The organism is Pseudomonadota bacterium (assembly GCA_039028155.1).
Lineage (GTDB): Bacteria > Pseudomonadota > Alphaproteobacteria > SP197 > SP197 > JANQGO01.
Window position 1 is genome coordinate 42816 of record JBCCIS010000021.1, and the last position, 25831, is coordinate 68646.

28 protein-coding genes are annotated in these 25831 nt (G+C 64.2%); 14 read left to right on the forward strand and 14 right to left on the reverse strand.

Going from position 1 to position 25831, the window contains the following annotated elements; all coding sequences use genetic code 11:
• Window position 1 precedes the first annotated feature (1 nt).
• Window positions 2-1387, reverse strand: a complete 1386-nt coding sequence (locus AAF563_12920) for an FAD-linked oxidase C-terminal domain-containing protein (protein ID MEM7122178.1) — start codon at window positions 1385-1387, stop codon at window positions 2-4.
• 84 nt (window positions 1388-1471) lie between these two features.
• On the opposite strand from AAF563_12920, the gene AAF563_12925 reads away from it, so the two are divergent.
• On the forward strand, window positions 1472-2242 hold the full coding sequence (locus AAF563_12925; GenBank protein MEM7122179.1) for a M48 family metallopeptidase: 771 nt from the start codon (window positions 1472-1474) through the stop codon (window positions 2240-2242).
• Window positions 2243-2373: 131 nt separating this feature from the next.
• Here AAF563_12925 and AAF563_12930 read toward each other — a convergent pair whose 3' ends face one another.
• A complete protein-coding gene (locus AAF563_12930; protein MEM7122180.1) occupies window positions 2374-2568 on the reverse strand; it encodes a hypothetical protein in 195 nt (64 codons plus the stop codon).
• 469 nt (window positions 2569-3037) lie between these two features.
• On the opposite strand from AAF563_12930, the gene AAF563_12935 reads away from it, so the two are divergent.
• The 10 genes from AAF563_12935 to AAF563_12980 are packed head-to-tail and all read left to right on the forward strand — an operon-like array spanning window position 3038 to window position 12643.
• Window positions 3038-3895: a xanthine dehydrogenase family protein subunit M gene (locus AAF563_12935; protein MEM7122181.1), complete on the forward strand. Its 858-nt coding sequence runs from the start codon at window positions 3038-3040 to the stop codon at window positions 3893-3895.
• Between the two features lie 3 nt (window positions 3896-3898).
• A complete protein-coding gene (locus AAF563_12940; GenBank protein ID MEM7122182.1) occupies window positions 3899-4390 on the forward strand; it encodes a (2Fe-2S)-binding protein in 492 nt (163 codons plus the stop codon).
• Complete coding sequence (locus AAF563_12945; protein MEM7122183.1) at window positions 4380-6704, forward strand: xanthine dehydrogenase family protein molybdopterin-binding subunit; 2325 nt, start codon at window positions 4380-4382, stop codon at window positions 6702-6704. Before AAF563_12940 ends, AAF563_12945 begins: the two co-directional genes overlap by 11 nt.
• Window positions 6705-6707: 3 nt before the next feature.
• Window positions 6708-6953: a MoaD/ThiS family protein gene (locus AAF563_12950; GenBank protein MEM7122184.1), complete on the forward strand. Its 246-nt coding sequence runs from the start codon at window positions 6708-6710 to the stop codon at window positions 6951-6953.
• Window positions 6954-6990: 37 nt separating this feature from the next.
• Window positions 6991-7752, forward strand: a complete 762-nt coding sequence (gene yqeC / locus AAF563_12955; GenBank protein MEM7122185.1) for a selenium cofactor biosynthesis protein YqeC — start codon at window positions 6991-6993, stop codon at window positions 7750-7752.
• A gap of 42 nt (window positions 7753-7794) precedes the next feature.
• On the forward strand, window positions 7795-8991 hold the full coding sequence (locus AAF563_12960) for a serine hydrolase (GenBank protein MEM7122186.1): 1197 nt from the start codon (window positions 7795-7797) through the stop codon (window positions 8989-8991).
• On the forward strand, window positions 8975-10153 hold the full coding sequence (locus AAF563_12965) for a serine hydrolase (GenBank protein ID MEM7122187.1): 1179 nt from the start codon (window positions 8975-8977) through the stop codon (window positions 10151-10153). Before AAF563_12960 ends, AAF563_12965 begins: the two co-directional genes overlap by 17 nt.
• Window positions 10154-10167: 14 nt before the next feature.
• A complete protein-coding gene (locus AAF563_12970) occupies window positions 10168-10947 on the forward strand; it encodes a PhzF family phenazine biosynthesis protein (GenBank protein MEM7122188.1) in 780 nt (259 codons plus the stop codon).
• 16 nt (window positions 10948-10963) lie between these two features.
• On the forward strand, window positions 10964-12157 hold the full coding sequence (locus tag AAF563_12975; protein ID MEM7122189.1) for a serine hydrolase: 1194 nt from the start codon (window positions 10964-10966) through the stop codon (window positions 12155-12157).
• A gap of 3 nt (window positions 12158-12160) precedes the next feature.
• Window positions 12161-12643: a GNAT family N-acetyltransferase gene (locus AAF563_12980; protein MEM7122190.1), complete on the forward strand. Its 483-nt coding sequence runs from the start codon at window positions 12161-12163 to the stop codon at window positions 12641-12643.
• 7 nt (window positions 12644-12650) lie between these two features.
• Here the strand turns inward: AAF563_12980 and AAF563_12985 are convergent, their stop codons facing one another.
• A complete protein-coding gene (locus AAF563_12985) occupies window positions 12651-13391 on the reverse strand; it encodes a DUF1028 domain-containing protein (protein MEM7122191.1) in 741 nt (246 codons plus the stop codon).
• A gap of 164 nt (window positions 13392-13555) precedes the next feature.
• On the opposite strand from AAF563_12985, the gene AAF563_12990 reads away from it, so the two are divergent.
• Entirely contained in the window at window positions 13556-13741 is a 186-nt protein-coding gene (locus AAF563_12990) for a PLDc N-terminal domain-containing protein (GenBank protein MEM7122192.1), read from the forward strand.
• Between the two features lie 15 nt (window positions 13742-13756).
• Here the strand turns inward: AAF563_12990 and AAF563_12995 are convergent, their stop codons facing one another.
• The 10 genes from AAF563_12995 to ccmA all read right to left on the reverse strand — a co-directional run bounded on the left by AAF563_12995 (window position 13757) and on the right by ccmA (window position 22672).
• A complete protein-coding gene (locus tag AAF563_12995) occupies window positions 13757-14791 on the reverse strand; it encodes a COX15/CtaA family protein (GenBank protein MEM7122193.1) in 1035 nt (344 codons plus the stop codon).
• Window positions 14788-15960: an FAD-binding oxidoreductase gene (locus AAF563_13000; protein ID MEM7122194.1), complete on the reverse strand. Its 1173-nt coding sequence runs from the start codon at window positions 15958-15960 to the stop codon at window positions 14788-14790. The genes AAF563_12995 and AAF563_13000 overlap by 4 nt, the downstream gene beginning before the upstream one ends.
• Window positions 15960-17345 (reverse strand): c-type cytochrome biogenesis protein CcmI, encoded by a 1386-nt coding sequence (ccmI, locus tag AAF563_13005; protein ID MEM7122195.1) that lies wholly within the window; start codon window positions 17343-17345, stop codon window positions 15960-15962. Before ccmI ends, AAF563_13000 begins: the two co-directional genes overlap by 1 nt.
• A gap of 2 nt (window positions 17346-17347) precedes the next feature.
• Window positions 17348-17827, reverse strand: coding sequence for a cytochrome c-type biogenesis protein (locus tag AAF563_13010; GenBank protein ID MEM7122196.1), 480 nt, complete (start codon window positions 17825-17827; stop codon window positions 17348-17350).
• Window positions 17824-19806: a heme lyase CcmF/NrfE family subunit gene (locus tag AAF563_13015; protein ID MEM7122197.1), complete on the reverse strand. Its 1983-nt coding sequence runs from the start codon at window positions 19804-19806 to the stop codon at window positions 17824-17826. Before AAF563_13015 ends, AAF563_13010 begins: the two co-directional genes overlap by 4 nt.
• The gene (gene ccmE / locus AAF563_13020; protein ID MEM7122198.1) at window positions 19803-20255 is read right to left on the reverse strand and encodes a cytochrome c maturation protein CcmE; all 453 of its coding nucleotides are present in this window, start codon (window positions 20253-20255) and stop codon (window positions 19803-19805) included. Before ccmE ends, AAF563_13015 begins: the two co-directional genes overlap by 4 nt.
• The gene (ccmD, locus tag AAF563_13025) at window positions 20252-20404 is read right to left on the reverse strand and encodes a heme exporter protein CcmD (protein ID MEM7122199.1); all 153 of its coding nucleotides are present in this window, start codon (window positions 20402-20404) and stop codon (window positions 20252-20254) included. The genes ccmE and ccmD overlap by 4 nt, the downstream gene beginning before the upstream one ends.
• 112 nt (window positions 20405-20516) lie before the next feature.
• Window positions 20517-21251 carry a heme ABC transporter permease gene (locus AAF563_13030; protein ID MEM7122200.1) on the reverse strand — a complete coding sequence of 245 codons (735 nt, stop codon included), beginning with the start codon at window positions 21249-21251 and terminating at the stop codon, window positions 20517-20519.
• Window positions 21252-21368: 117 nt separating this feature from the next.
• Window positions 21369-22034, reverse strand: a complete 666-nt coding sequence (gene ccmB, locus AAF563_13035) for a heme exporter protein CcmB (GenBank protein MEM7122201.1) — start codon at window positions 22032-22034, stop codon at window positions 21369-21371.
• The gene (gene ccmA, locus AAF563_13040; GenBank protein ID MEM7122202.1) at window positions 22031-22672 is read right to left on the reverse strand and encodes a heme ABC exporter ATP-binding protein CcmA; all 642 of its coding nucleotides are present in this window, start codon (window positions 22670-22672) and stop codon (window positions 22031-22033) included. Before ccmA ends, ccmB begins: the two co-directional genes overlap by 4 nt.
• Window positions 22673-22783: 111 nt before the next feature.
• On the opposite strand from ccmA, the gene AAF563_13045 reads away from it, so the two are divergent.
• Together AAF563_13045 and AAF563_13050 are read left to right on the forward strand one after the other, a co-directional pair.
• The gene (locus AAF563_13045; protein MEM7122203.1) at window positions 22784-24367 is read left to right on the forward strand and encodes a Rieske (2Fe-2S) protein; all 1584 of its coding nucleotides are present in this window, start codon (window positions 22784-22786) and stop codon (window positions 24365-24367) included.
• 48 nt (window positions 24368-24415) lie between these two features.
• The gene (locus AAF563_13050; protein MEM7122204.1) at window positions 24416-25030 is read left to right on the forward strand and encodes a class I SAM-dependent methyltransferase; all 615 of its coding nucleotides are present in this window, start codon (window positions 24416-24418) and stop codon (window positions 25028-25030) included.
• A gap of 172 nt (window positions 25031-25202) precedes the next feature.
• Here the strand turns inward: AAF563_13050 and AAF563_13055 are convergent, their stop codons facing one another.
• Window positions 25203-25781 carry an SDR family NAD(P)-dependent oxidoreductase gene (locus AAF563_13055; GenBank protein ID MEM7122205.1) on the reverse strand — a complete coding sequence of 193 codons (579 nt, stop codon included), beginning with the start codon at window positions 25779-25781 and terminating at the stop codon, window positions 25203-25205.
• Window positions 25782-25831: the final 50 nt, after the last annotated feature.

Here is a 25831-nt window from a genome sequence, read left to right on the forward strand (position 1 = left end):
CCTAGGCCGGGATGATCTTCCCGGGGTTCATGATGTTCTGAGGATCGAGCGCTTGCTTGAGCTGGCGCATGACGGCCACGGCTTCACCGTGTTCGGCCTGCAGGTACTTCATCTTGCCGAGCCCGATGCCGTGTTCGCCAGTCGAGGTGCCGCCCATCGCCAACGCGCGCATGACCAAGCGTTCGTTGAGCCGCTCTGCCTCGGCCAGCTCCTTGGGATCGTCGGGATCGAGCAGAAAGGCCAGATGAAAGTTGCCGTCGCCGACATGGCCGACGAGCGGCGCGATCAAAAAGCTCTCGGCAAGATCCGCCTTGGTCTCGACGATACAGGCGGCCAGTTTGGAAATCGGCACACAAACATCGGTCGCCCAAAACGAGCAGCCCGGCCGTAGCGCCTTGTCGGCATAGACCGCGTCGTGACGGGCCTGCCACAGTTTGTTGCGGTCCTCCTGATGCGCCGTCCACTGAAAATCACCGCCGTCGAACTCGTGCGCGATGTCGCCGAACCGTTCGGCCTGCTCGGTGACACCCGCCTCGGTGCCGTGGAACTCCAGGAACAGTGTCGGCGCCACCTTGTAGTCGAGGCCAGAGTAACGGTTGATGGCGTCTAGCTGGACTTCGTCCAGCAGTTCGATGCGCGCGACGGGAATGCCCATCTGAATAGTCGCGATCACGGCGTCGACGGCGCCTTCGATGGTGTCGAAGCTTACGACCGCGGCGCTGATTGCCTCGGGAATACCGTGAAGCCGCAAGGTGATCTCGGTGATGATGCCAAGCGTTCCCTCGGACCCGACGAACAGTCGGGTCAGGTCATAGCCCGCCGACGATTTGCGCGCGCGCCTGGCGGTCCGGATCAGGCGGCCGTCGGCCAAGACCACATTCAGCGACAGGACATTCTCGCGCATGGTGCCGTAGCGCACCGCGTTGGTGCCCGAGGCACGGGTCGCGGTCATGCCGCCAAGCGAGGCATCGGCGCCGGGGTCGATGGGAAAGAAGAGACCGCTATCGCGCAGGTGTTCGTTGAGCTGCTTGCGGGTCACGCCCGGTTCGACCCGGCAGTCCAGATCCTCGGCGTTGACCTCCAGCACGCGGTTCATCGCCATCATGTCGATCGAGACGCCGCCTTTGACGGCCTGAACATGGCCTTCCAGCGAAGTGCCGGTGCCAAAGGGCACGACAGGCGTGCCGCTGGCGGCGCACAGCTTGACGATTTCGGCCACTTCCTCGGCGTTCTCCGGGAAGCAAACGGCGGCCGGGGCTTCGGTCGGATGCCAGCCCTCGTCATGGCCGTGCTGTTCGCGCACGGCTTCGGCAGTGCTGACGCGATCCCCCAAAAGCGCCTTAATGTCGTCGTAAAGCGTCGGTGCTAGCTTCGGATGTGATGTCATGGCCCAAGACTAGTCGAAACCGATGTCGTTGTCGTTACGGGGCGCAGACACCGGCCGATTTCTTTAGGTAGACGAGGGAGCACCATGCCTGCTGTTTCATCATCAATGCGCCACGTCGCCTGCGTCATCGCCGCCGTCCTGTTGCTTGCCGCCTGTCAGTCCGCACCGGTCACCGGACGCCAGCAGTTCATCGTCGTCTCCGATAGCGAGGCCAATGAGTTGGGTGCGCAAGCGTTCCAGGAGATTCTCGCTCAGAGCACGATCTCACGCGACCCGCAGATGAATGACACGGTGCAGCGGATTGGCAAGCGGATCGCGGCGGTGACCGGGTTTTCCGGCTACGACTGGGAGTTCGTTGTCATCGAGGATCCAGAACCCAACGCTTTCGCCCTACCCGGTGGCAAGGTCGCGGTGCACACCGGCATGTTCCAGGTCGCCGAAAACGACGCTCAGCTTGCTGCCGTCATCGGCCATGAAATCGCCCATGCCACCGCCCGCCACTCTGCCGAGCGCATGTCCCAGCAGATGGCGCTCCAATACGGTCTGGATGCGGCCGGCGCGACATCGGAGTATGCGGCGGAGAACATCGAGCTTCTGGTCCAGACCGCGACGCTCGGCGTCATCCTACCGTTCAGCCGCGAACAGGAGGCCGAGGCCGACGAGATTGGGCTGATCTACATGGCACGCGCCGGCTATGACCCGCGCGCGGCGGTGGACCTGTGGAGGAACATGCAGGCGTATGGCGGACCGGGCGTGCCGGAGTTCCTGTCGACCCATCCTTCGACCGGCAACCGGATTGCCGAGCTGGAAGCCGCCATGCCGCGGGCGCTGGCGATCTACAACGAAAACAGCTGACGGCGCGTTAGGCAGACTGCCGGCGCTTGCGCAGGGCGTCCAGCGACCAGTCGCCGGCGCTCTAGGTGATGTTGGACACCAGGTCGAACATCGTGAATTCCAGTCTCACCAGTCGCGTCAGCAGCCCCAGGCTAAGAAAAGATCGCGCCAACTGTCTCACGCGGGACCACGGCGGGAAGCAGGAACATGGGCAGGTCGTGGCTGGCCATGGAACTGGCGGTCTGGCCGTAGTTCGCGAGTTTCGGAATGCCCTGCCAAAGAAAATCGGGCTCCACAATGAGCCGCCGCAGGAGCAGAAGCGGGTTTCGCAGGTGGTCGAAAGCCAAAGCGGCCCGCTCGAATAGTCAATTCAGCATCTGTCGCTACCGTCCTCGACTGGAGAAAATCGTTTGGGATGAGTAAGTTGCACACCGATTGCCTTCGTCTGCTAGGGCGTTGAAAGTAGGCGCCGGCGGGGCATCGTCAGGCCGGTCACATCCCCCGATTGCGCTGATCCGATGCGTGTCTTGCGGGATTTTGCACGTCGCTGCTTCCAATGCGGAATTGACCGACTTTCGTTTCGCCCTCTACATTTCATTCCATCGGCAGAACGGTTCACGATGCTCGTCGTCTGGCGCCAGGGTTAAACGCACCTGCGGCGTCGCATGGCGCGGTGTGCAGGGACCTGATCGGGCGGCGGCTTTTTGCCCAATAGCGGAATAGGTTCCGCTGGTCGCGTGGCGATGTGGTTCCATGGCGATTGCACCGGGCGAGCGTCGGGCCAACATGGATGGACAGCACTCTGAGAAGGACAGCATGCGCTACGAATCACCACAAACGATCAAGGCCGCGGTCGGCCTGCTATCGAAAGCGAGGGGCACTTCGCGCATTCTTGCGGGCGGCACGGATCTTCTGGTGCAGATGCGCTCCGGCATGCTTGAGCCGGATCTGATCGTCGACATCAAGAACATCCCCGGCATGTTCGACATCACCAAGGAGAAGGACGGCTACCGAATTGGCGCGGCGGTGTCGGGCGCCGAGCTTGGCGAGCATCCCAAGGTCAAGGAACTGTGGCCCGGCGTCGTCGAGGCGACCGAGTTGATTGGCTCGACCCAGATCCAGGGGCGCGCCACCATGGTCGGCAACCTGTGCAACGCCTCGCCGGCCGCCGATAGTGTGCCGGCGATGATCGCTGCGCGCGCCGTTGCCCGCGTCGTCGGACCGAAGCGCGCACGCAACGTAGCGGTCGAGGACATCGCGATCGCGCCCGGCAAGACATCGCTGAAGAAGGGCGAGTTTGTTGCGTCCGTCTTCCTGCCCAAGCCGAAGCGGCGCACGGGCGAGGCCTATCTGCGGTTTATCCCGAGAACGGAAATGGATATCGCCGTGGTTGGTGCCGGCGTCAGCCTGACGCTGAACACCAAGGGCGTGTGTTCGGATGCGCGGGTCTCGTTGGGTGCCGTCGCGGCGCGGGCTTTGGTGGTCGACGATGCGGCCGACGCGCTGATCGGCACCAAGGTCGACAAGGCGGCGCTGGACGAACTTGCCGCCATCTGCGCGGCCGCCGCCAAGCCGATCGACGACAAGCGCGGCACCAAGGAGTTTCGCATCAAGGTGGCCGGCGTGCTTGCGCGACGCGCCGCTGCCATCGCACTCAAGCGGGCAAAGGGTTAAGTCATGAGCTCAGTTCACGTTTCCACAATGATCAACGGCGACGAGGTCGACTTTGTCTGCCGTCCTGACGAATCGCTGCTCGATGTGCTACGCGACCGGCTTGGCATGACCGGCAGCAAGGAAGGCTGCGGCACCGGCGACTGTGGCGCCTGTTCGGTCACGCTGGACGGTCGCCTCGTCTGCTCCTGTCTGGTGCTCGGAGCCGAAGCTGGCGGCCATGAGATCGAAACGATCGAAGGCATGGCCGACGGCGAAGATCTACATCCCCTGCAGCAGAAGTTTCTCGATCATGCCGCGTTGCAGTGCGGCATCTGCACGCCGGGTTTCCTGATCGCCGCCAAGAACCTGTTGGAAAACAACCCGAACCCCACCGAGACCGAGGTTCGCTATTGGCTGGCCGGCAACCTTTGCCGCTGCACCGGTTATGACAAAATCGTTCGCGCGGTCATGGACGCCGCCAAAGACATGAGGAAGGGACATCGCAATGCCGCTTGATTCCGAGAACAAAACGATCGTGCCGACCGAATTTAAGACTGTTGGCACCCGCCCGGTCCGGCCCGACGGCATGGACAAGGTCACCGGACGCGCGCGGTTCGGCGCCGACATGTCGGCGCCCGGCATGCTGGTGGGCGCGATCCTCAGAAGCCCTCACGCCCATGCCAGGATCCGCAAGATCGACACGTCGAAGGCGGAGGCTCTTGCCGGCGTCAAGGCGGTCATCACGTCGAAGGATCTGAAAGCGCAGCCGGGCTGCGACATGGACATCCTGGTCAATGTCATGGCGCGCGGCAAAGCGCTCTACGACGGTCATGCGGTGGCCGCCGTCGCCGCGGTCGATATGTCGGTGGCGCGCAAGGCGCTGAAGCTGATCGAGATCGATTACAAGGTTCTGCCCCACGTCACCGATGTCGACGAGGCGATGAAGCCGGACGCGCCGGTGCTGCACAAGCATATCGAGCACGACTATCACCAGGACATGCTGGAAACGGCAGACCATGTGAAGGGCAAGAACGAGAAGACGCTGCCGCCCGGCAAACGCCCCTCCAACATCGCAGGCCGCTATCAGTTCGGTCATGGTGATCCGAAGAAGGGGTTCCGTGAAGCCGACGTCATTGTTGAGCACGAGTTCAAGACCGAAGCGACCCACCAGGGTTACATCGAACCGCATGCCTGCCTGGCCAACGTCAGCAGCGACGGCTGGGCCGAGCTTTGGGTTTGCACGCAAGGTCACTTCATGGTGCGCGATACCTGCGCCAGCCTGTTGGGCCTGGACGTCTCCAGGTTGCGTGTCACCGCATCGGAGATCGGCGGCGGTTTCGGCGGCAAGACGACCGTCTTCATCGAGCCGGTGGCGCTTGCGCTGTCGCGCAAAGCTGGCCGGCCGGTCAAGGTGGTGATGAGCCGCGACGAGGTGTTCCGGGCGACCGGCCCGACATCGTCGGCCAGCATGAAGGTCCGGATTGGCGCCAAGCGCGACGGCACGTTCACCGCCGCCGAGGCTATCCTGAAGTATCAGGGTGGCGCTTTCCCCGGTTCGCCGGTCGAAATGGGCGCGATGACCGCCTTTGCCTGTTATGACCTGAAGGACGTCAAGATCGTCGGTTACGACGTCGTCACCAACCGGCCCAAACAGGCGGCCTATCGTGCGCCCGGCGCGCCCATGTCCGCGTTTGCGGTCGAGGGCTGCGTCGGCGAGTTGGCGGAAAAGCTGGGCATGGATGCCATCGACATCCGACTGAAGAACGCGGCCAAGGAAGGCACGGTGTCATCCTATGGTCCGACCTTCGGTCCGGTCGGTCTGGTTGAGACGCTGGAAGCGGCGAAGAAGCACAAGAACTACAAGGTGAAGCTGGGCAAGAACCAGGGCCGCGGCGTCGCCAGCGGGTTCTGGTTCAACTTCGCCGGCCAGACCTGCACGACGATCAACCTCAACATCGACGGCACCCTGGGTCTTGCGGTCGGCACGCCGGATATCGGCGGCAGCCGCGCCTCCATGTGCCTGATGGCGGCCGAGGAACTCGGCATCCCCTATGATCAGGTGCGCACCATCATCGCCGACACGTCGTCGCTGGGTTACAACGACGTGACCGACGGAAGCCGGGTGACGTTCGCCAGTGGTCTCGCCACCATCTACGCGACCCGCGATCTGAAGGCGAAGCTATGCGCCCGCGCGGCGACCATCTGGGGCATCCCGGAGGAGGCGGTGGACTGGGAGAACGGTGCCGCGCGTCCTGCCGGCGCCAATGCCGGCAACTTCGATCCCCTGACGCTGGCGGATCTGGCCGAACAGGCCGCCGCGACCGGTGGCCCCGTCGCCGGACACTACGAGGTCAACGCCGACGGCGCGGGCCCCAGCTTCGCCACCCACGTGGTCGATGTCGAGGTCGATCCGGAAACCGGCGCCACGGAAGTGCTGCGCTATCTGGTTGTCCAGGACGCCGGCAAGGCGGTGCATCCGTCCTATGTCGAGGGTCAGTTCCAGGGCGGCGCCGTTCAGGGCATCGGCTGGGTGCTGAACGAGGAGTACATCTATGGCGAGGATGGCCGGCTGCAGAATCCGGGTTTCCTGGATTACCGCATCCCCGTCTGTTCGGACGTGCCGATGATCGACACGGTGATCGTCGAGGTGCCGAACCCCGGCCATCCCTATGGCGTGCGCGGCGTCGGCGAGACGTCGATCGTGCCGCCGCTGGCCGCCGTCGCCAACGCGGTGTCGGCCGCCATGGGCGTGCGGGCGACGACCTTGCCGATGTCGCCGCCGAAGATCCTGGCCGCGCTTAACAACAAGATGCGGCAGGCCGCGGACTAAAGCATGCTGCTGGTCAAGCTGGGCGGCTCCCTTGCCGGCCAGGCCGGCGGTCAGACCGAGTTCCACGTCGAGGGGCGCAACGTCATCGAGATGTTGCGCAACCTCGGCGAACTCTGTCCTGCCCTGAAGCCGGTGCTGGAGAAAGGCGTCACCGTGTCGGTCGATGGCCGGCTTCAGCGCGAAGCGACCTATCACCCGCTGACGCCGGACAACGAGATCTTTCTGCTGCCGCGCATGGCCGGCGGCTGATCGTGAACTCTGAGAAAGAAAAGGGAACCCGCCGGCCATGACGGGTGACAACGACCTGCTCGACCAGTTGCAGGCGCGCGAGGGTATCGTCTGTTTCGCGGGCGCCGGCGGCAAGAAGACGAGCATGGTTCATCTGGCCGCGCTTCATGACGGCCGCGTGGGCCTGACCAACACGATCAAGGTTCCGTTTCGCCTGAAGCGCGAGTCCGACGACCTGATACCGCTTGATGAGGGTACTGATGTCGAGACCGCTTTGGCGACGTTCGCCGGCAAGCGGATCGTCGGTTACGCCGGGCCGAAGACCCGCTCGTTCCGTCTGGAGGGTATCGCGCCCGAGACGATTGCGGCCATCCACAAGACCGGCGAATTCGACGCGACTTATGTCAAGGTCGATGGCGCGCGCATGCGCCTGGCCAAGGGGCATAAACCGGGCGAGCCCATCCTGGTTCCGGGCACGACAACCGTCCTGCTGTTCGCCTCGGTCCACGTCGTCGGGCGGACACTGGATGAGGAGACGGTGCATCATCCGGAGATCTTTGCGGGGCTGTCGGGCGCGACGGTTGGTGATGTCATCACCCAGACCCATCTTGCTGACGCCCTGGGCCATCAGGTCGCGACCATCGGTGCCACGACATCGGCGCGCATCGTGCCGGTCATCAACATGGCCGACGACGAGGCTCAGGAGGCTGTCGCGCACGGTGTCGCGGATAGCCTCTGGCAAAGCGCGCCGGCTGTCGAGCGCCTGGCCATCACGTCGATGATTCGGCCCGACCCGCTCAAAGCCCTTCTGGTCCGTTAAGGCGCCTGCTAGCTTGCGCCGATAAGCTTAGTGGGGGAGATCATGGGTAACGAGCTTTCGCTGATGCGGCGGTTTCCCGCCGGCGCCGGCGAACAGGTGACGATCGCCAACATGCAGGAAGGTCCTTTCAACCGGTGGGCCTTCAGGAACCTGAGACGGCTGCTGCCGACGGCCAACGTCTGGCGTGGCGATGGGGCGGTGACCGACTTGCCGGCTGCCCCAACCTGTTTTGACGATATCGCGTTTCAGGATCGCGACGGAAAGACGCAGACCGTCAAACAGCATCTCGACACCGGCTATACGGACGGTTTTGTCGTGCTGCACGAAGGCGCCATGGTGACCGAGCGGTATGGCGATGGCGTTCAGGCACACGAACCCCATCTCCTGATGTCGGTGACCAAGTCATTTGCCGGTTCGCTAACCGGCATCCTTGTCGAACGCGGTCTGGTATCGCCCGATGATACCGTCACCGACATCATCCCGGAGGTCGCGGGGTCGGCCTATGACGGCGCCAAGGTGCGCCACGTTCTCGATATGAGCGTGGGCATGGAATACGACGAGGATTACGAGAACCCGAACAGCGATGTCGCACTGTTGGATGTCGCGGCGGGATGGCGACCGTCGCGCGAGGGCGCGCCCGACAATCTTCGCGACTACATTGCGACCATGCGTCCGGCCGGTGAGCACGGTGCCGCGTTCCACTATGTGTCCACGAACACGGACCTGCTCGGTTGGATCCTAGAGCGCGTCTCCGGCCAAGACTTCGCGACCCTGCTGTCGCGCGAGATCTGGCAGCCCATGGGGGCGGAGGCCGATGCCTATATCACGCTCGACCGGCTTGGCGCGCCGCAGACCGATGGCGGGTTGTGCGTGACGACCCGCGACCTCGCGCGCTTTGGCTTGCTGCATCTTCGAAACGGTGTGTTGAACGGCAGGCGCATTGTGCCTGAATCCTGGATCCGCGACTTCCGCGAGAACGGTGATGCCGCAGCGTGGGACCGCGGCAATTTCGCGGAGTTCATGCCTGGTTGTCACTATCGGTCGAAGTGGTACACGGATCTGAACGACGCCCACCGGCCCTATCTCGGCATCGGCATCCACGGCCAGATGCTGTTCGTTGATCCGGCCGCGAGCGTGGTCATCGCGCGCCATTCCAGCCATCCCGCGCCAGCAGACGACAAGTTCTTCGATGACATGGAACGTGCGTTCAAGGCGATCGCCCATGCCCTCTCCGACTGATCCGAACGCGGTCACCGCGACCAACTTCCAGGACCCGCCACACAGCGCCTGGGGGTTTCATCACGTGCGCGAACGCCAACCGACGGCCAAGGTTTGGCGCGGGCCAGGCCCGGTTTGGGCGCTGATGAATGAGCCGCGCGACATTGGCGCGATAGCCTACCAGGCCGGTGATGGCGGTACGCGAACGGTCGCCGACATGCTGAGTGGCGACCATCTCGACGGGTTCATCGCGCTGCATCGCGGCGTCATTGTCGCCGAGGCGTACGGCAACGGCATGCGGCCCCAGGACACCCATATCTTGATGTCGACGACCAAATCGTTCACCGGTTCGCTGGCCGGCGTTTTGGCCGATCAGGGCTTGCTGGATACGCAAGCGCGCGTCACCGACGTGCTGCCGAAGCTCGACGGGACGGCCTATGACGGTGCGACCGTGCGCCATCTTCTCGACATGCGGGTCGGTCTCGACTTTTCCGAGGACTATGACAACCCCGAGAGCGACTTCGCCTATCTGGATGCCGCCAGCGGTTGGCGTCCGCCGATCAGGCCGGACGCGCCGGACAATCTTCTGGATTTCATGCGTATTATTCGCGCCGAACCGCCCCATGGCGGCGCGTTCCACTATGTCTCCGCCAACTCGGTCGTGCTTGGTTGGGTGTTGGAGGCGGTTGCCGGCGAGCCGTTCGCCGATCTTTTGTCGCGCTTAATCTGGCAGCCGATGGGGGCGGAGTTCGATGCTGACCTGGCGGTCGACCGCCAGGGACGCTCACAGACCGAAGGCGGCCTGAATGTGACGCTGCGTGATCTCGCGCGGTTCGGCGAGCTGCACCGCCTGGGCGGCATCGTTGACGGCCGGCGTGTCGTGCCGGAGGCCTGGATCAAGGATATGCGCGAGAATGGCGACGCCGATGCCTGGGACAAGGGCACGATGGCCGGCCCGTTCCCCGGACATCACTACCGGTCCCAGTGGTACACAAACCGTCAGCATCCTCATAAGCCGTTCTTCACGCTTGGTGCCTTCGGTCAGACGGTGTTTGTCGACCCGGTGGCCGAACTGGTCATGGCCAAGCTGAGCTGTTTCCCCGGCGGTTCCGGGGAAGACGCCTTGTGGGGTGACCTGATGCGCGCCTTCTATGCGATCGGCGACTCGTTTGCCGGATCGTAGGAACCGATAGCGCCGTGCGGCCGTTCTTTCAGGTCAATGCGTTTACGTCGGAACTGTTTCGCGGCAATCCGGCGCTCGTCGTGCCGTTGGATGCGTGGCTTGACGATACGGTGATGCAGTCGATCGCGGCGGAGAACGGACTGACCGCGGCGTTTTTTGTCGGCGGCAATGGGCGCTACGACATCCGGTGGTTCGCACCGAAGACAGAGATCGAGGGGTGGTGTGGACACGGCACGCTGGCCGCGGGCTATGTCGCCGCCGAAGAGCTTGGCGACAGTTCCGACGAGATCGTGTTCCACGCCGAGGCAGGCGAGGCTCGTGTCAGGCGGCAGGATAGCCAATATGTTCTGGACCTACCGGCGTTGGTTCCAGCCCCCATCACGCTGCCGGAGTCGAACGTCGATGTCTTCGGAACCCGGCCGACAGAGGTGCTCGGCGCGCTTGACCTCATCGCTGTCTTGCCCTCAGCGCGCGACGTGACAGATTTTGTGCCGGATAACGAAGAGCTCGCGGACTTGCCACTACGCGCCGTCATCGTGACAGCGCCGGACGATGACGCCGACTTTGTCTCGCGTTGGTTCGCGGTCAAGCATGGCGAGGGCGAAGACACGGGCTTTACCGGGTCGGCCCACTGTTCTCTGGTTCCGTATTGGGCCGAGCGATTGAACAAGACCGAGCTCATGGCGCGCCAGCCTTCGCCGCGCGGCGCGACGCTTCCTTGTGCGCTGCACGGCGATCGCGTCTGGTTGACGTCATCGGCGGTCAAGTACATGCAGGGATCACTGTGTCTCTAAGGAAGGGAAAAGAAAAATGACAGGAACGCCCCTGATGGCGGAGTTTCCGGCACCGGAAGCAGGCCAGGTGACGTTGGATAACTGGCGGACGCCACCCTACAACCGCTGGGCGTTCCAGCATGTGCGCGAGCTGATCCCGACCGCCAACATATGGCGCGGCGCGGGCCCGACCTGGGAACTCGGCCGCCAGCCGGTGGATCTGATGGACATCGCGTTCACCGACCACACGGGCGCGGCGTCCGACCTCAGGCGGTTTGTCGCCTCGACCCAGGTCGACGGCCTGCTCGTGCTTCACCGCGGCAACGTCGTTACCGAGCGTTACTATGGCGGCTTTACCGAACACCGCCCGCACATTCTGATGTCGGTGTCGAAGTCGTTGACCGCGACGCTGGCCGGCATGTTCGTGGCGCGCGGCCTGCTCGACCCGGCCGAGCCGGTCATCGATTTCATGCCGGAGGTCAAGGGTTCGGCGTTTGAAGACTGCACGCTCCAGCACATCCTGGACATGACCGTCGGCGCCGATTTCGACGAGGACTATCTGGCCAACGCGGGCGCCATCACCGAGTACCGCGAGGTCTCCGGCTGGAAACCGGTGACGCCCGAAACCGCTGATGGCGATCTCAGGAGCTGGTTGCCCAGCGTCAAGAAGAAGGGCGATCATGGCGCTGCGTTCCACTATGTCTCGCCCTGCACCGACCTGCTCGGCTGGATCCTGGAGCGGGTCGGCGGCCGCCCGTTCCATGCCATGTTCTCCGACATGATCTGGCAGCCCATGGGCGCGGAGTTCGACGCCTACATCACGGTCGACCGGTTGGGCGGCCAGCGCACCGCCGGCGGTATCTGCGTCACCCTGCGCGACCTCGCGCGCTTTGGTCAGATGCTGCTGGAGGGCGGCCACGGCAACGGGCGCCAGATCGTGCCCAGCGCCTGGATCGAGGACACGGTGAACAACCACGACGGGGCCGCCTGGGCCGCCGGCGAGTATGCGGAGACCATGCCGGCCGGCGGTTACCGCAACAAGTGGTGGATCATCGGCAACGACCACGGCGCCTATACTGGCATCGGTGTCTTCGGTCAGTGGCTCTACATCGACCCGAAGGCGTCGACTGTTATCGCGGTCTTTTCGTCACAGCCCCTGCCGACCGACGACAATGTTTCCCTCGATTCCATGCGCTGCTTCGATGCCGTCGCACGTGCGCTCGGTGGCTAAAGCGTGAGCCTACGCGAGATGACGATGGCGGACGCCGGTTGGTTCCTGCCGCTCAACAACGACGCCGTGCCGCATGTCAACGCGCTCAAAGCCGATGATCTGGAAGCGATGTTGGCCGAGGCAGCCTTGGCATGGACAGTATTGGCCGGCGGCGAGCCGGCCGGCGGCCTGATCGCGTTCCGGCCGGGAACCAGCTATGACAGTGCTAACTATCTGTGGTTCCAGGATAATTACGACGATTTTCTTTACATAGATCGCGTCGTCGTCGATCCGGAACAGCGCGGCCTGGGTCTCGGCAAGAGCTTCTATGAGCGCGCCATGGACGCTGCGCGAAATGCCGGCGTCATGCTGTGTTGTGAGGTTAATGAGCGACCGCCCAATCCCGGCTCCATGCGTTTTCACGAGCGGTTCGGCTTCGAGCCGGTTGGCCGCCAGGAAACGGAAGGCGGCAAGAAGTCGGTCGTATTGCTGACGGTTCAGCCCTGATGGACAGTTAGTCGTACCAGGGCGGCGGTCGCACGGCCGTCATGTGTTTGGTTTCCCAGTCCTCGGTCGTCGGCAGTATCGCGGGATCGTCCGCCTTCATGTGCTGATAAATGTTGAGATGACGGATCATCTCGTACTGGCGGCGCAGCTCGGCGACCGCTGTCGGGTGGGCGTCGACCCTAACGTTGATCTCGGCCGTGTCGGGATAGCCGTCATCGTCCCAGCCGTAGACCACAAGACCGGCGGACCGTTCGGTGATGTGGCGGCCGTCTTTTGCCTGGCCGCCGGCGTCGCGACCAGCCTCGATGGCGGTCATTAGACGTTTCTGCAGCGGCTGGTCCGCTGAACCCTCGAACGCCGTTGCCATGGCACCGACCACCTCGGGCCCGGCCAGGACATTGCCCATGGCGACGTAACCGTCGCCGATCTGGTGTCCTTTCCAGTCGGAGCAATCCTCGCCCGTATGGGCGGCGGCCTCGCCCGCCTTCGACACGATGGCGAGCTGGCGAAACCCGAAACTGCCGTCGTTGTCGGCGAGCCGCGCCATCGTCTCGGCCACACCCATGCCGTCCGACAGGCAGCGCGCGCCCAAGGCGCCCAGTCGCCGATTGGTGTAGGCCTGACTGCAGACGATGTCGCCGTGGCGGCTGACGGTCGGGCAGATAGCCGCGACATTGAGCGAGACCGTGGCGATGGCGAGCCCCGTCTGACCGGTCTTTGGACAGTGTCCGATGATCGTGTATGTCATATCGCACCCCTTGGTTCCGTCGAACGATAGCGGCAACACGCCGACGGCGTCGATGATCAGAACTGGGGGCGGATTATCGCGGCGCGTTTCCGGAAGATCTGGTCAACCGGCACGATGCCGCTGATAATCCGCGCTCGTGAAACAAGGAAGCGTGGGTCCATTCTATGGGTATCGAGTTTACCGGCATTCTCGGTTTGATCGTTCTGATCGCCGATATCTGGGCGATTGTCAGCACGGTCTCCAGCCGGGCGTCTGTCGGCGCCAAGGTTCTGTGGATCATCCTGATCCTGATCCTGCCGGTCATCGGCTTTATCGTCTGGCTGCTAGCCGGTCCGCGCGCCAACCGCTAGAGCCGACTTGCGCGATTATGCGGCCCGCCGCCTGAGGTGGTGGGCGACGAAGAGCGCGAGCGTCAAGACGATCATGGCGCCCGCCTGGTGCAGCGCGCCCAGCCAGACCGGCACGAACATCAGCAGGGTGGCGATCCCGAGACCCGCTTGGACCACCGCCGCCATGGCCAGGAGGCCGATGGCGCTGAGTGATCCCATCGACGCGCGGAAGCGATGGGACCACAGCGCGAACGCAATCACGGCGACAACCGTCAGAACCGCCAGCACACGATGGTTGAACTGAACCGCGGCGATGTTGTCGAACGGGTTCAGCCACCACGGATCGTCGGCCCAATAGAATTCGGGGATAAGCCGCCCGTCCATCAACGGGAAGGTGTTATAGGCGCGCCCGGCATCAAGGCCGGCGACGAACGCGCCCGACAGCATGGTGAGGCCAATCAGCGCGATCAGCCACCAGGCCACCTTGCGCAACGGGTCGATGCCCGTTTCCGCATGTCCATAGACAGGCGACATCACCAACCTGAGCGCCTGGGAAACGATCAGCGCGTAGATGAGAACCGCCAGACCCAGGTGCATCGCCAGGCGGTAATGGCTGACATAGGGTCGGTCGACCAAGCCGCTGGCGACCATGTACCAGCCGACCGCGCCCTGCAGCGCACCGAGCAGGAAGATGAAACCCAAATTGATCGCGTGGCGGCGATCCAGCCGGCCGCGCGCCAGAAACCAGACGAAGGGAACGAAGAACGCCACGCCGATAATGCGGCCCAATAGACGGTGGGCGTACTCGAACCAGAAGATCGTCTTGAAGCCGTCGAGCGTCATCGAGAAGTTGATCTTCTGAAACTCGGGGCTTGCCTGATACTTCGCGAACTCCGCCTGCCAAGCTTCTAGGTTCAAGGGCGGCAGCCAGCCCGTGACCGGGCGCCAATCGGTCATGCTGAGACCGGACTCGGTAAGCCGCGTGACACCACCCAACACGACCATGACGAAGATCAGCGCCGCGACGGCGAACAGCCACAGAGCAACGGCTTTGCGATCGCCTTCGGTCATACGATGGCGGCCTCGCGTAACGGCTCGCCTGCCTTGACGCGAGCGCAGCCAAGACGGGAAAGGTCCAGGCTGACATAACCGCCATCCAGCACCAGTTCGGCGATCGCTCGTCCCGCCGCCGGCGCCTGTTGCAGGCCGTGTCCGGAGAACCCGCAGAGCACGTGAAGGTTCGCCGGGCCATCAGGCCACGGTCCGATGATCATGTTCTCGTCGAGATGATTGACGTCATAGAGGCCGGCCCAGGCGTTCATCACCTTCAGCGCCTCGAACGGCGGACAGCGTTCGGCCATGGCTGGCCAGATCTCGGTCTCGAACCACGAGTGATCGACCTCGAAATTGTCGCCCGCCGGTTCTGCGGGATTGGACTTGCCGCAGATATAGCCGCGGCCTTCGGGCCGGAAGTAGAACCCGGTCATATCGATCAGCAGGGGCAGCGGTTCGAGATCCTCGCGGATCTCGAAGTAGAAGACCATGCGGCGCACGGGATCGACCGGCACGTTGACTCCGTTGGGCCGCAACAGCGCGGCCGACCAGGCGCCAGCGGCACACACGACGTGATCGGCGTCAATTCTGCCTCCGTCGTCGAGCACGACACCGGTGGCGCGGCCGTCGGCGACAGCGATGGCCTCGACATTGCCGTTGATGTGACGAGCGCCCAAGGCGCCTGCTTTCTTGCGGAAGCCCTGCAGGATGGCGTGAGGATCCATCCAGCCGTCTTCGGGTCCGAACGATCCCAGCGCCACGTCATCGACGACGAGCGACGGAAAGCGCTGTTTGATAGCGTTGGGTTCCAATAGTTCGTTCTTAGCGCCGAGGTCACGTTGCAGCTTGTTTACGGCAGTCGCGGTCTCGCGGTTTTGTTCGCTGATCAGAAAGAGATAGCCCTGCTGGCGCAGGCTGACGTCCGGCTTGTCACCGTCGATCGCCATGCGCTCGCCGAACGCCTGATAGAATGCCAGGCCGTATTGCGACATCTCGACATTCTCGGCGATGGAAAACTGCTGGCGCACGCCGCCGGCCGAGCGCGGTGTCGATGCATGGGTGTAGGTGGGGTCGCGTTCGATCACGGCGACCTTCAGGTCGGTCGCGCGGGTCATCAAATGCCAGGCGCTGCTGCACCCCATGACGCCACCGCCGACGATGACGACATCGAAACGGTCGTCCGCCATCAGCCGCCGATCTCGTCGATACGTTGCTCGATGAATTGGCGTTCCCGGCTACCCTCGCCCAACTGGTCGCGCAGCGTCGTCCAATAGCCGATGGCGCTATCCATGTCGCCGGCCTGGGTCGCTGCGACGCCGGAGTAGTAGAGAGCCTGTTCGTTCATCGGGTTGATCGTTAGCACGGTCGCGAAATCCTCAACAGCTTGGTCAGGCATCAAGCCTTCCTGGGGCAGGCTGCCGGAGACCGAGTTGGCGAACCCGTCGGCGACCGTCGTGCTGTTTGGCGCCAAACCGAGCGCATGCAGGTAGGCGCTGCGCGAGAGCTCCCATTCGCCCAGGACGGCATAGGACTCAGCCAGTCGTATCCAGCCTTCAAGGTTGTCCGGTTCGTTTTCCAGACGCGCGGCAAGACCGGCGACCATGTCGCGGATCATCGCCATCTGCTCGTCTGCTGGCAGGCTGGTAATAGCCTCGACGTCCTCCTGGGTGGGACCGGTCGATTGGCCTTGGGCGAGCGCTTCGGCGGGGTCGATGCCCAGTTCGGTGGCGGCGCGGGTGATTTGTTCGGTCACCATGGGCGCCCACGACGCGCCGGGGGGTGTGTCGGCCAGAAGCGCCTGCCAGTCGGCCAAGGCGCCGGCGACGTCACCGTCCTGGGCACGCCCCAAGGCCAGGTAGAAGCGCGCGATCGGCTGGATGGGGTCGGCGGCGATCGCCGCGCGGAACGCATCGCCAGCCTCTTCGCTGACAATACCGCCGGAACCCAGTACCAGAAATTCGCCCAGCAGCGACTGGCGTTCGGCGTTCTGAGGCTCCAAAGCAACAGCCCGGTCCATCGCTTCCGCCGCCTGGCCATACTGTTCCAACAGCGCGTAGGCACCGGCGAGCGTTGCCCAGTTCTCCGCGTTCTCCGGCTCTTCGGCCAAGTTCTGTTCGAAACGCGCGATCATGCGGCGGACATCGCCGAAGGTCGGACCGCCTTCGAAGACCGGCCGGTCATCGGCCCAGCGTTCGGCCATCGGCTGGTCCGGCATATCGGGCGAGCCGTACCACGCGTAGAGCGCGGCGGCGGCAAGCGGCACGATAACGACCAGTGCAATGGCGGTCAGCCGTGCGCTCTTGGTTGTCTTGCGGCCAGCCGCAGTCTTCGTGTCGGGGTGTAAGGCCAGGATCCGCCGTTCGATTTCCTGTCTGGCGGTGGCGGCTTCGCGTTCATTCATCACGCCGCGCGCGACGTCGCGGTCGAGCTCGTTGAGTTGATCGCGATAGACCTCCAGGCTGTGGCGGTCGCGGTTGTCCTCTTCGGGCGGACGGCGCAGGAGCGGGACCAGCAGCAACGCAAGCACGGCAAGCGTGACCGCCGCCAGAACCAGGATGACAACCCACGACATGGTTACTCGCTGTTGCGCATCAGGAGGTCGAGGCGCGCGCGCTCCTCATCGCTAAGCGGCGCCGGCGCTGGTTGTTTGGTCATCCGATGGCGCCGGACGACGACGATGAGCAAACCGATGGCGATCGCCAAGACAACAAAGGGGCCAAGCCACAGGAGCCAGGTCGCCGAGCGGAAGGGCGGGCGCAGCAGCACGTAGTCGCCATAGCGGTCAACGACGTAGTCGATGACCTCGGCGTCACTGTCGCCGGCCAACAGACGATCGCGCACCAGCATGCGCAGGTCACGCGCCAAGGGTGCGTTCGAATCGTCGACAGACTGGTTTTGGCACACCAGGCAGCGCAGCTCCAAGGTGATGGCCCGCGCTCGTTCTTCCAGCGCCGGGTCGTCCAGAATTTCGTCCGGCTGCACGGCATGAGCGAACGGCGTCAAGATGACGATCATGGCGAACGCCAGCAGAAGTTTTCGAAGCGCGACCGTCATGCCGGTTGGGCCACCATGGCCTTGCGGCGGGCCGGCGCGCCGACGCGGTGGCGCCGGTCGGTCAGGCTGACCAAGCCGCCGAATACCATGAACAGCGTGCCGCCCCAGATCCACGGCACCAGCGGGTTGTGATAGAGGCGAACGGCGTAGGCGCCGGGCGTGCCGGCGATGGGATCGCCGATCACAGCATAGAGATCGGCGATGAACGTGGTGCGGATCGCAGCCTCCGTCGTCTGCATACCCTGCACGGGATAGAAACGTTTCTCCGGCGTCAACGTGCCCAACACGTCGCCGGAATGGGAGACCGTGAAAGTCGCGCGTTCGGCCAGATAGTTCGGGCCGGGCACGTCGGCGACGCCGTCCAGGGTGAAGCTGTAGCCGCCGACGTCCTGGGTATCGCCCGGTTTCATGGCGACGATCACCTCGGTCTGCCAGGCGGTCGATGCGGTGACGCCAGCGACGAACACCGCCAGGCCAAGGTGCGAGAGCGTCATGCCGTAAGCGGCGCGCGGCAGGTTGATGGCGCGGCGCCAGCTTTCGCTTGCGGTGACACGTCCGACACCGAGACGTGCCGCAAGTTCGACCAGGACGGCGCCGGCGAGCCAGACCGAGAGCGCGATACCGAAGGCGGGCAGGGGCGAAGTATCGGTCATCAACCACCACAGACCGGCCCAGGCAGCCAGTGCGACGACGGCGACGAACTTCAGGCGCGCCAAGACGCCTTTCACATCGCCACGCTTCCAGGCCAGCAGCGGACCGATACCGGTCGCTATGATCAGCGGCACCATCAGCGGAACGAACGTGATCTCGAAATAGGGCGGGCCGACGCTCACCGTGCCGCCGCCCAACGTATCCAGGAACAGCGGATAGAGCGTACCCAGAAAGACCGTGAAACACGCGGTCGCCAGCAAGAGGTTGTTCAGGATCAGTGCGCCCTCGCGGCTGATCGGCGCGAACAGGCCCTCGGCCTTCAGCTGTGGCGCGCGCCACGCATAAAGGGCGAGCGAGCCGCCGATGGCAATGACCAGAAGCGCCAGGATATAGACGCCGCGTGCCGGATCGGTGGCAAAGGCGTGCACGCTGGTCAAGACGCCCGAGCGCACCAGGAAGGTGCCGAGCAGCGATAGCGAAAAGGCGATAATGGCGAGCAGGATAGTCCAGCTCTTCAGCGCGTTGCGTTTCTCGCAGACGATGGCTGAGTGCAGCAAGGCGGTGCCCGCCAGCCACGGCATGAACGACGCGTTCTCGACGGGATCCCAGAACCACCAGCCGCCCCAGCCGAGTTCGTAATAGGCCCACCAGCTGCCAAGCGCGATGCCCAGCGTCAGCGTCGTCCAGGCGGCCAACGTCCAGGGCCTGACCCAGCGCGCCCACGCCGCGTCGACCCGGCCTTCGAGCAGCGCGGCGACCGCGAAGGAGAACGCCATCGAGAAGCCGACATAGCCGAGGTAGAGGAACGGCGGATGAAAGGCGAGGCCGGGATCCTGCAACAGCGGGTTCAGATCCCGGCCATCGAGCGGGATCGGATCGAGCCTGAGGAAGGGGTTCGACGTGAAAATGGAAAACGACAGAAAACCAACGGCGATCATGGCCTGAATGGCCAGCACGCGGGCTCGAAGCGTCGCCGGCAGATTGCCGCCGAAGAACACAACCGCCAGTCCGAACAGCGCCAGGATCAGAACCCACAGCACCAGCGAACCCTCGTGGTTCCCCCACACGCCGGTGATCTTGTAGAGCATCGGTTTGAGCGAATGAGAGTTCTCGTAGACATTGGCGACGGAGAAGTCGGACGTCACATAGGCGTATGTCAGTGCCAGAAAGGCTAACGCGATCAGGGTGAACTGCACCATCGCCGCCCACGAGCCCAGGGCCATCCAGCTTGCGTTGCCGCGTTGGGCGCCGATCAGCGGTAGGCTCGCCTGTACCACCGCGACGACCAGCGCCATGACCAGACAGAAGTGGCCGAGTTCGGCGATCACGGCGATCCATCTCCCGCGTGCTGCCAGAAACCCTGTTCCTTCAGCGCGTCGGCGACCTCTTTCGGCATATAGTTTTCGTCGTGTTTGGCGAGCACCTCGCTGGCGATGAACATGCCGTCCTCGCCGTGCGCCCCGGTCACGATGATGCCCTGACCTTCGCGAAAGAGGTCCGGCAGGACACCGGTGTAGCTGACTGCGATAACTTCGCCGCCGTCGGTGATGGTGAACTGGGTGGTCACGCCATCCTCGGCCTGGGCGACGCTGCCGTCTTCGACCAGACCGCCCAGGCGGACTCGCGTGCCGGCCTCAAGGTCGGCGGCTACCAGGTCTGAGGGGCTATAGAAGCTATCGACCTTGTCGGAAAACGCGAGCAGGCCCAACGCCACGGCGCCGGTCAGGCAGACAAAGCCGCCCGCCACCAGGATCATCCGCCGTTGCTTGCGTTTCACCGCCCGTTTTCTCCGGTCCGTTCTTGTTCCAGGCGCGCCAGTTCGGCGCGTCGCCGGCGTAGGCTGGTCAGACTGGCGACAAGCAAGCCGATCAGGATCACCGCGGCGACGCCATAGGCCGGCCAGATGAATACGGCATGTTCGCCCATGGCGACCAATCCCTGCCTTCTGTGCTCAGTCTCTCTCTACCAGATCACCGGACCCGCCTGCCTCACGGTGCCGCGAGCCGCGCGTTTGATATAGGGCCCAAGGCGTTGGTGCTCAACTGGTTCCGGCCCGCGCGCGTTGCAGCACCGCGATGCGCCGGGCCAGCAGTTCGGCGCGGATGCGAATTAAAAGCAAAACAACATACAGCGCCGCAAAACCGGCACCCATGACCAGAAGCGGAATCAGCATGCTCGAGTGGATGGTCGGCCCGTCCAGGCGGAACACGCTGGCCGGCTGATGCAGCGTGTTCCACCAGTCGACGGAGAACTTGATGATCGGCAGGTTGACCGCGCCGACAATGGCCAGGATCGCCGCTGCCCGACCACCACGCTGGCTGTCATCGAAGGCGTGGCAAAGCGCCATGTGGCCGAGATAGAAAAAGAACAGGATGAGGACGGAGGTCAGCCTGGCATCCCATATCCACCAGGTGCCCCATGTCGGCTGGCCCCACAGGCTGCCGGTGATCAGTGCAATCGCGGTGAAACAGGCGCCGATCGGCGCCGAGGCGCGCGCGGCCAGATCCGCCAGCTGGTGTTTCCAGATAAGAAACGAGGCCGAGAAAAGGGCCATCACGGCGTAGCACAACATGGCCATCCAGGCCGACGGCACATGGATGTACATGATGCGGACGCTTTCGCCCTGCTGGTAGTCGGCGGGCGAGGCGATCAGGCCGCCATAGAGGCCATAACCGATGCAGACCACGGCAACGACCGCCGCAAACGGCAGAATCCGGGCACTCAGACGCTGAAAACGCGCGGGACTGGCGAGCAGGTGAAGCGGGTTCGCCATGGCAGCTCTATCTTCCGCTAGGGGTGGCAGTCGCGATGCTGATCCTGCACGACACTAGTGCAAGCCCGCCTTGGCATAAGTCAATCCGAAACAGATTACTGTCATGGGTCAAAATCCTCACTCCAGAGCCAGCCTGAGCGCCGCGGCGGTGGCGAACGGCGTCAAGGGAATGGCGGCCAGCAGGAACGCGCCCAGGATCAAAAGCGGCGCACCGGGCTCCAGCCCAAAGATCGTCGCTTCGATAGCACTGGAACCGAAGATCAGCACGGGAATGAAGAGGGGCAGCACGATCAGGCTCGCCAGGACCCCGCCGCGCCTGGCACCCAAGGTCAGCGCCGCCCCGATCCCACCGATCAGGCTCAGTGTCGGGGTGCCGAGAGCCATCGTGGCGATCACGACGGGCCATGTCTGGACGTCGAGCTGCATCATCAACGCCAGGAACGGCGCAGCGATGGTGAGCGGCAGGCCGGTGCTGATCCAATGCGCCAGCGCCTTGGCGAGCACGGTCATCTCCAGCGGCATCGGCGCCAAAGCCATGAGATCGAGGGAGCCATCTTCGTGATCGGCGCGGAACAGGCGGTCCAGCGAGAGTGTCGCGGCAAGCAGCGCGGCGACCCAAAGGACCCCCGGCGCGATGCGCGCCAGAATTTCCGGCTCCGGACCGATGCCGAGCGGAAAGAGTGCGACGGCGATCAGGAAAAACATGATGGTCAGCAATCCCTCGCCACCGCGCCGGAAGGCGAGGTTGACGTCGCGAACGACGATGGCGGAAAAGCCGTTCATGCGGTGTCGCCCAGATCCACGTGCCGCGCGCCGGGCATGTCGAAGGTATCGTGTGTCGCGGCGATCACCATGCCGCCTTCGTCGCGGTGATCGGCGACCATGCGCGACAGACGCGTCACCGAGTCGGCGTCCAGGGTCACGGTCGGTTCGTCCAGAAGCCAGACGTTACCCGGGCAGGCGGCAAGCCGCGATAGCGCCAGCCGCCGCCGCTGGCCCGCCGACAGCATGGCGGCCGGCAAGTCCACCAGGCGCTCCAGCCCCATAGCAGAGAGGCCACGGTTCAACCCGTCGCCGGACGCGTCGTCGTAGAGCCGGATCCAGAACGCGAGGTTTTGCTCGACCGTCAGGGCCGGTTTCACCGCGTTGTCGTGTGCCAGGAAACGCAGGGCGCCGCGCCAGACCTCCCGGTCCTTTTGGACGGGTTCACCGCGCCACAGGATTTCACCGCCCGCCGCCGGCAACAGACCGGCCAGAAGACGCAGCAGGGACGTCTTGCCGCTGCCGTTGGGTCCGCGAAGGATCAGCGCGTCTCCCGGCGCCAGATCGAACGAAAGACTGGAAAACAGCGTGCGTCCGCCTCGTTCGCAGACGAGATTGCGGGCCGAAAGGCCCGCATGGGGAGTATGACTCTCACTCATTATCGGCGCACTCTACAGCCGCCGATCTGGCCGCGTAAGTTTTCAGGACGGCTCTTGAAAAGAAAGGAATTACTTTATAAACTCATTTGCTCAGCCTGGAGGATGCGAACGATGGCACAAGGTTGGACACACGCGGTTTCCGTTGCCGAACTGCAGGAAAAGGGCCGCAAGGTTTTCCGCCAGGACGGCCGCCAGATCGCGCTGTTCCACACCGACAAAGGCATCTTCGCCTGCAACAACCGTTGCCCGCACGAGGGTTACCCACTGCGCGAAGGCACGCTGGACAAGGACTGCAAGCTCACCTGCAACTGGCATAACTGGAAGTTTGACCTGGAGACCGGCGAGAACCAGCGCGACGGCGACAAGCTGCGGATCTACCCCGTCGAATTGCGCGACGGCGAGGTCTGGGTCGAGATCGTCGATCCGCCGTTCGACGAGCGCAAGGCCAAGACGATGGAAGGTCTGGAACAGGGTTTTGTCGATCACGACTACGAACGCATCGCGCGCGAGATCGCGCGGCTGCGCCAAATCGGCGCCGATCCCCTGGACGGCATGCGTGAGGCCATTGGCTGGTCCCACGACCGCATGGAGTTCGGCTGGACACACGCCTATGCCGGCGCCGCTGACTGGCTGACGCTTTATGACGAGCACGGTAACGACCCGGAAACGCAGGTCATCTGCGCGCTCGAATCGATCGGCCACATGGCCGACGACGTGCTGCGCGAGCCCGTCTATCCGTTCGCCGAGGGGGCCGAGGAATGGGACGAGGAGGCCTTCGTCCAGGCTGTCGAGATCGAGGACGAGCCGAAGGCGATCCGCATGGTGCGCGGTGCGCTGCAGGCCGGTCTGACGTTTGATGATATGGAGCGCGGCCTGACCCGCGCGGCGTTGGCGCATTACAACGCCTTCGGCCACTCTCTGATCTATGTGCCGAAGGCCGGCAAGCTGATCGAGCGCCTGGGTGATCATGTCGCCGAGCCCGTGCTGCTCTCCCTGGTGCGCGAGATCGTACAGGCCTTCCGCGAAGACCTGATCCCTGAGTTCCGCAGCTATGCCGGCGCGCTCGAGGCCTTCGGGACCAAGACCAACGGCAAGGCGCCGACGGCCGACGACTTCGTCGGGCTGAACGTGAAGAAAGCCATGAAGCTTGCAGCCGAGCACGGTTCGGCGCCGCCGATGGATCTCTACCGCTCGCTGCTTGAAGCCAATGCGCGCAACATGCTGACCTTCGACCTGAAACATCAGGACGATCTGGACGTCCCGTTTGGCGGCGAGAAGGGCTGGCTCGACGTGACCCACGGCCTCACCTTCGCCAACGCGGTGAGAACCCAGTGCAGCAAGTTCCCGGAGCTCTGGCCAAGCGGTCTTCTGCAGATGGCCTGTTTCAGTGGTCGCAACGCGGGCATCGCCGATGTCGACCTGGACCCCGACGACTGGCGCGTGCCGGACGCTGACCGCTTCTTCGATGATTCAGGCGAGCTTCTCTTCAACCATCACCAGGACGAGTACATTGTCTCCGTGCATCTGGTGAAGACGGCGATGGCGGTGCGCGACGAGGTCCGCTCCGGCGAGGCGGAGGAAGGCAGCGACCTGGCGATGGCCGCGGTTAACCGGCTGATGCACTCGCCGCTTTTCATCAAGCGCCCGCGCCGCACCGCGCGCCAGGCACTGCGCTTCATCGAGGTCGATATCTGACCTATCCCATGCAACGCTGAAGTTCCTCGATTAGGGAGCGCTTGGCCCATGGGTTTCTACGCGCGGTACATCCTGCCGTGGATGATCGACAAGGTCATGACCGGCGACGTGGTCGAGGCCGATCGCGCGATCATCGTACCGCGCGCGTCGGGCGAGGTGCTGGAGCTCGGCATGGGTTCCGGCCACAATCTGGACTTCTACGGCCCCGACGTGAAGGCGCTGCGCGCGGTCGAACCCTCTGCCGAGTTGGCCGCCATGGCGCGCAAGCGCACGGGCGAGGTGGCGTTTCCGGTCGAAATCGCGGAGGTTTCCGCCGAAACCATGCCGTTCGACAACAACAGCTTCGATTCGGCGGTGGTAACCTGGGCGCTGTGTTCGATCCCCGACATGTCGGCGGCGCTGGCTGAGGTGCGCCGGGTGTTGAAGCCGGCGGGCGCGCTCCACTTCGTCGAGCACGGCCTGGCGCCGGAGGCCGCGGTCGCACGCTGGCAAAACCGACTCAACCCGCTTTGGCGGCCATTCTCCGGCGGCTGCAACATGAACCGGCCCATGGATACCGCGATCAAGGCGGCGGGCTTCCGCATCGACGACGCCGACAACGGCTATGTCGAGGGACCGCGCATCCTCTCCTACACCTATCGCGGCTGCGCCCGGCCGCGCTGAGGCGAGGGTTCATGGGTGTCTCCTCACCCAGCTTCGGCTAAGGCGCTGACGCGCCCAAGCCTCTCCCCCACTGACGCGGGGGCGATGGAAATTGTCGGCGGTTCTTTTCCCCTCGCCCGGAACGGGAGAGGAAGGGCCCCGTCGCGAGAGCGATGGGAGGGTGAGGGTTCTGTTAGCTCGGCGGCACGACGATCAGGCGGCCGGCCAGTTCGGTGTGCGGCCGTCTTGTGGCCAGATAGGTGATGGCGGCGCCGAGGTCGCTGTTCTCCAGTTCCAAGGGCGCGACCGCATAGGTCAGGACGCCGTGGCTGTTCTTGCTGGCGATCCGGTGGCGGCAGGCCGAGAGCCTTTCCTCGATAGCGGCCGTCTTGGTTCGCGCTCTGCCTTGGGTGTCGGCCAAGACCAGGACGCCGTGGCCGCGTTCGTTCATGACCGGCAGGGCGGCGTCGATCAGATGGTCCTCGCCGGCGGGATCGATCTGCTGCAAGACCAGAATGTCGATCCCACCGCAGGTCCTGCTAATCGTGTTGACGCTCGCCCGGGCTGATGTGGCGTCCAGGATGTCGACGACCTGGACGGCCGCGGTGCCCCAGCCCTTGCGGATGGCGGCGGCGGCCGTGTCGGCGGCCTCGGCGTCGCCGTCGACCAGCACGACCGTGGCGCCGGCCTTGGCCAGCGGCCGGGCGATCGCTTGGCCGGCCTCGCTGCCGCCCCCCAGGATTACCGCGACGCGGCCGTCCAACTGTTCCATCGCCTGCCTCCCGTCTGCGGCTATTCGGACAGGTCCATCAAGCGGGGTCA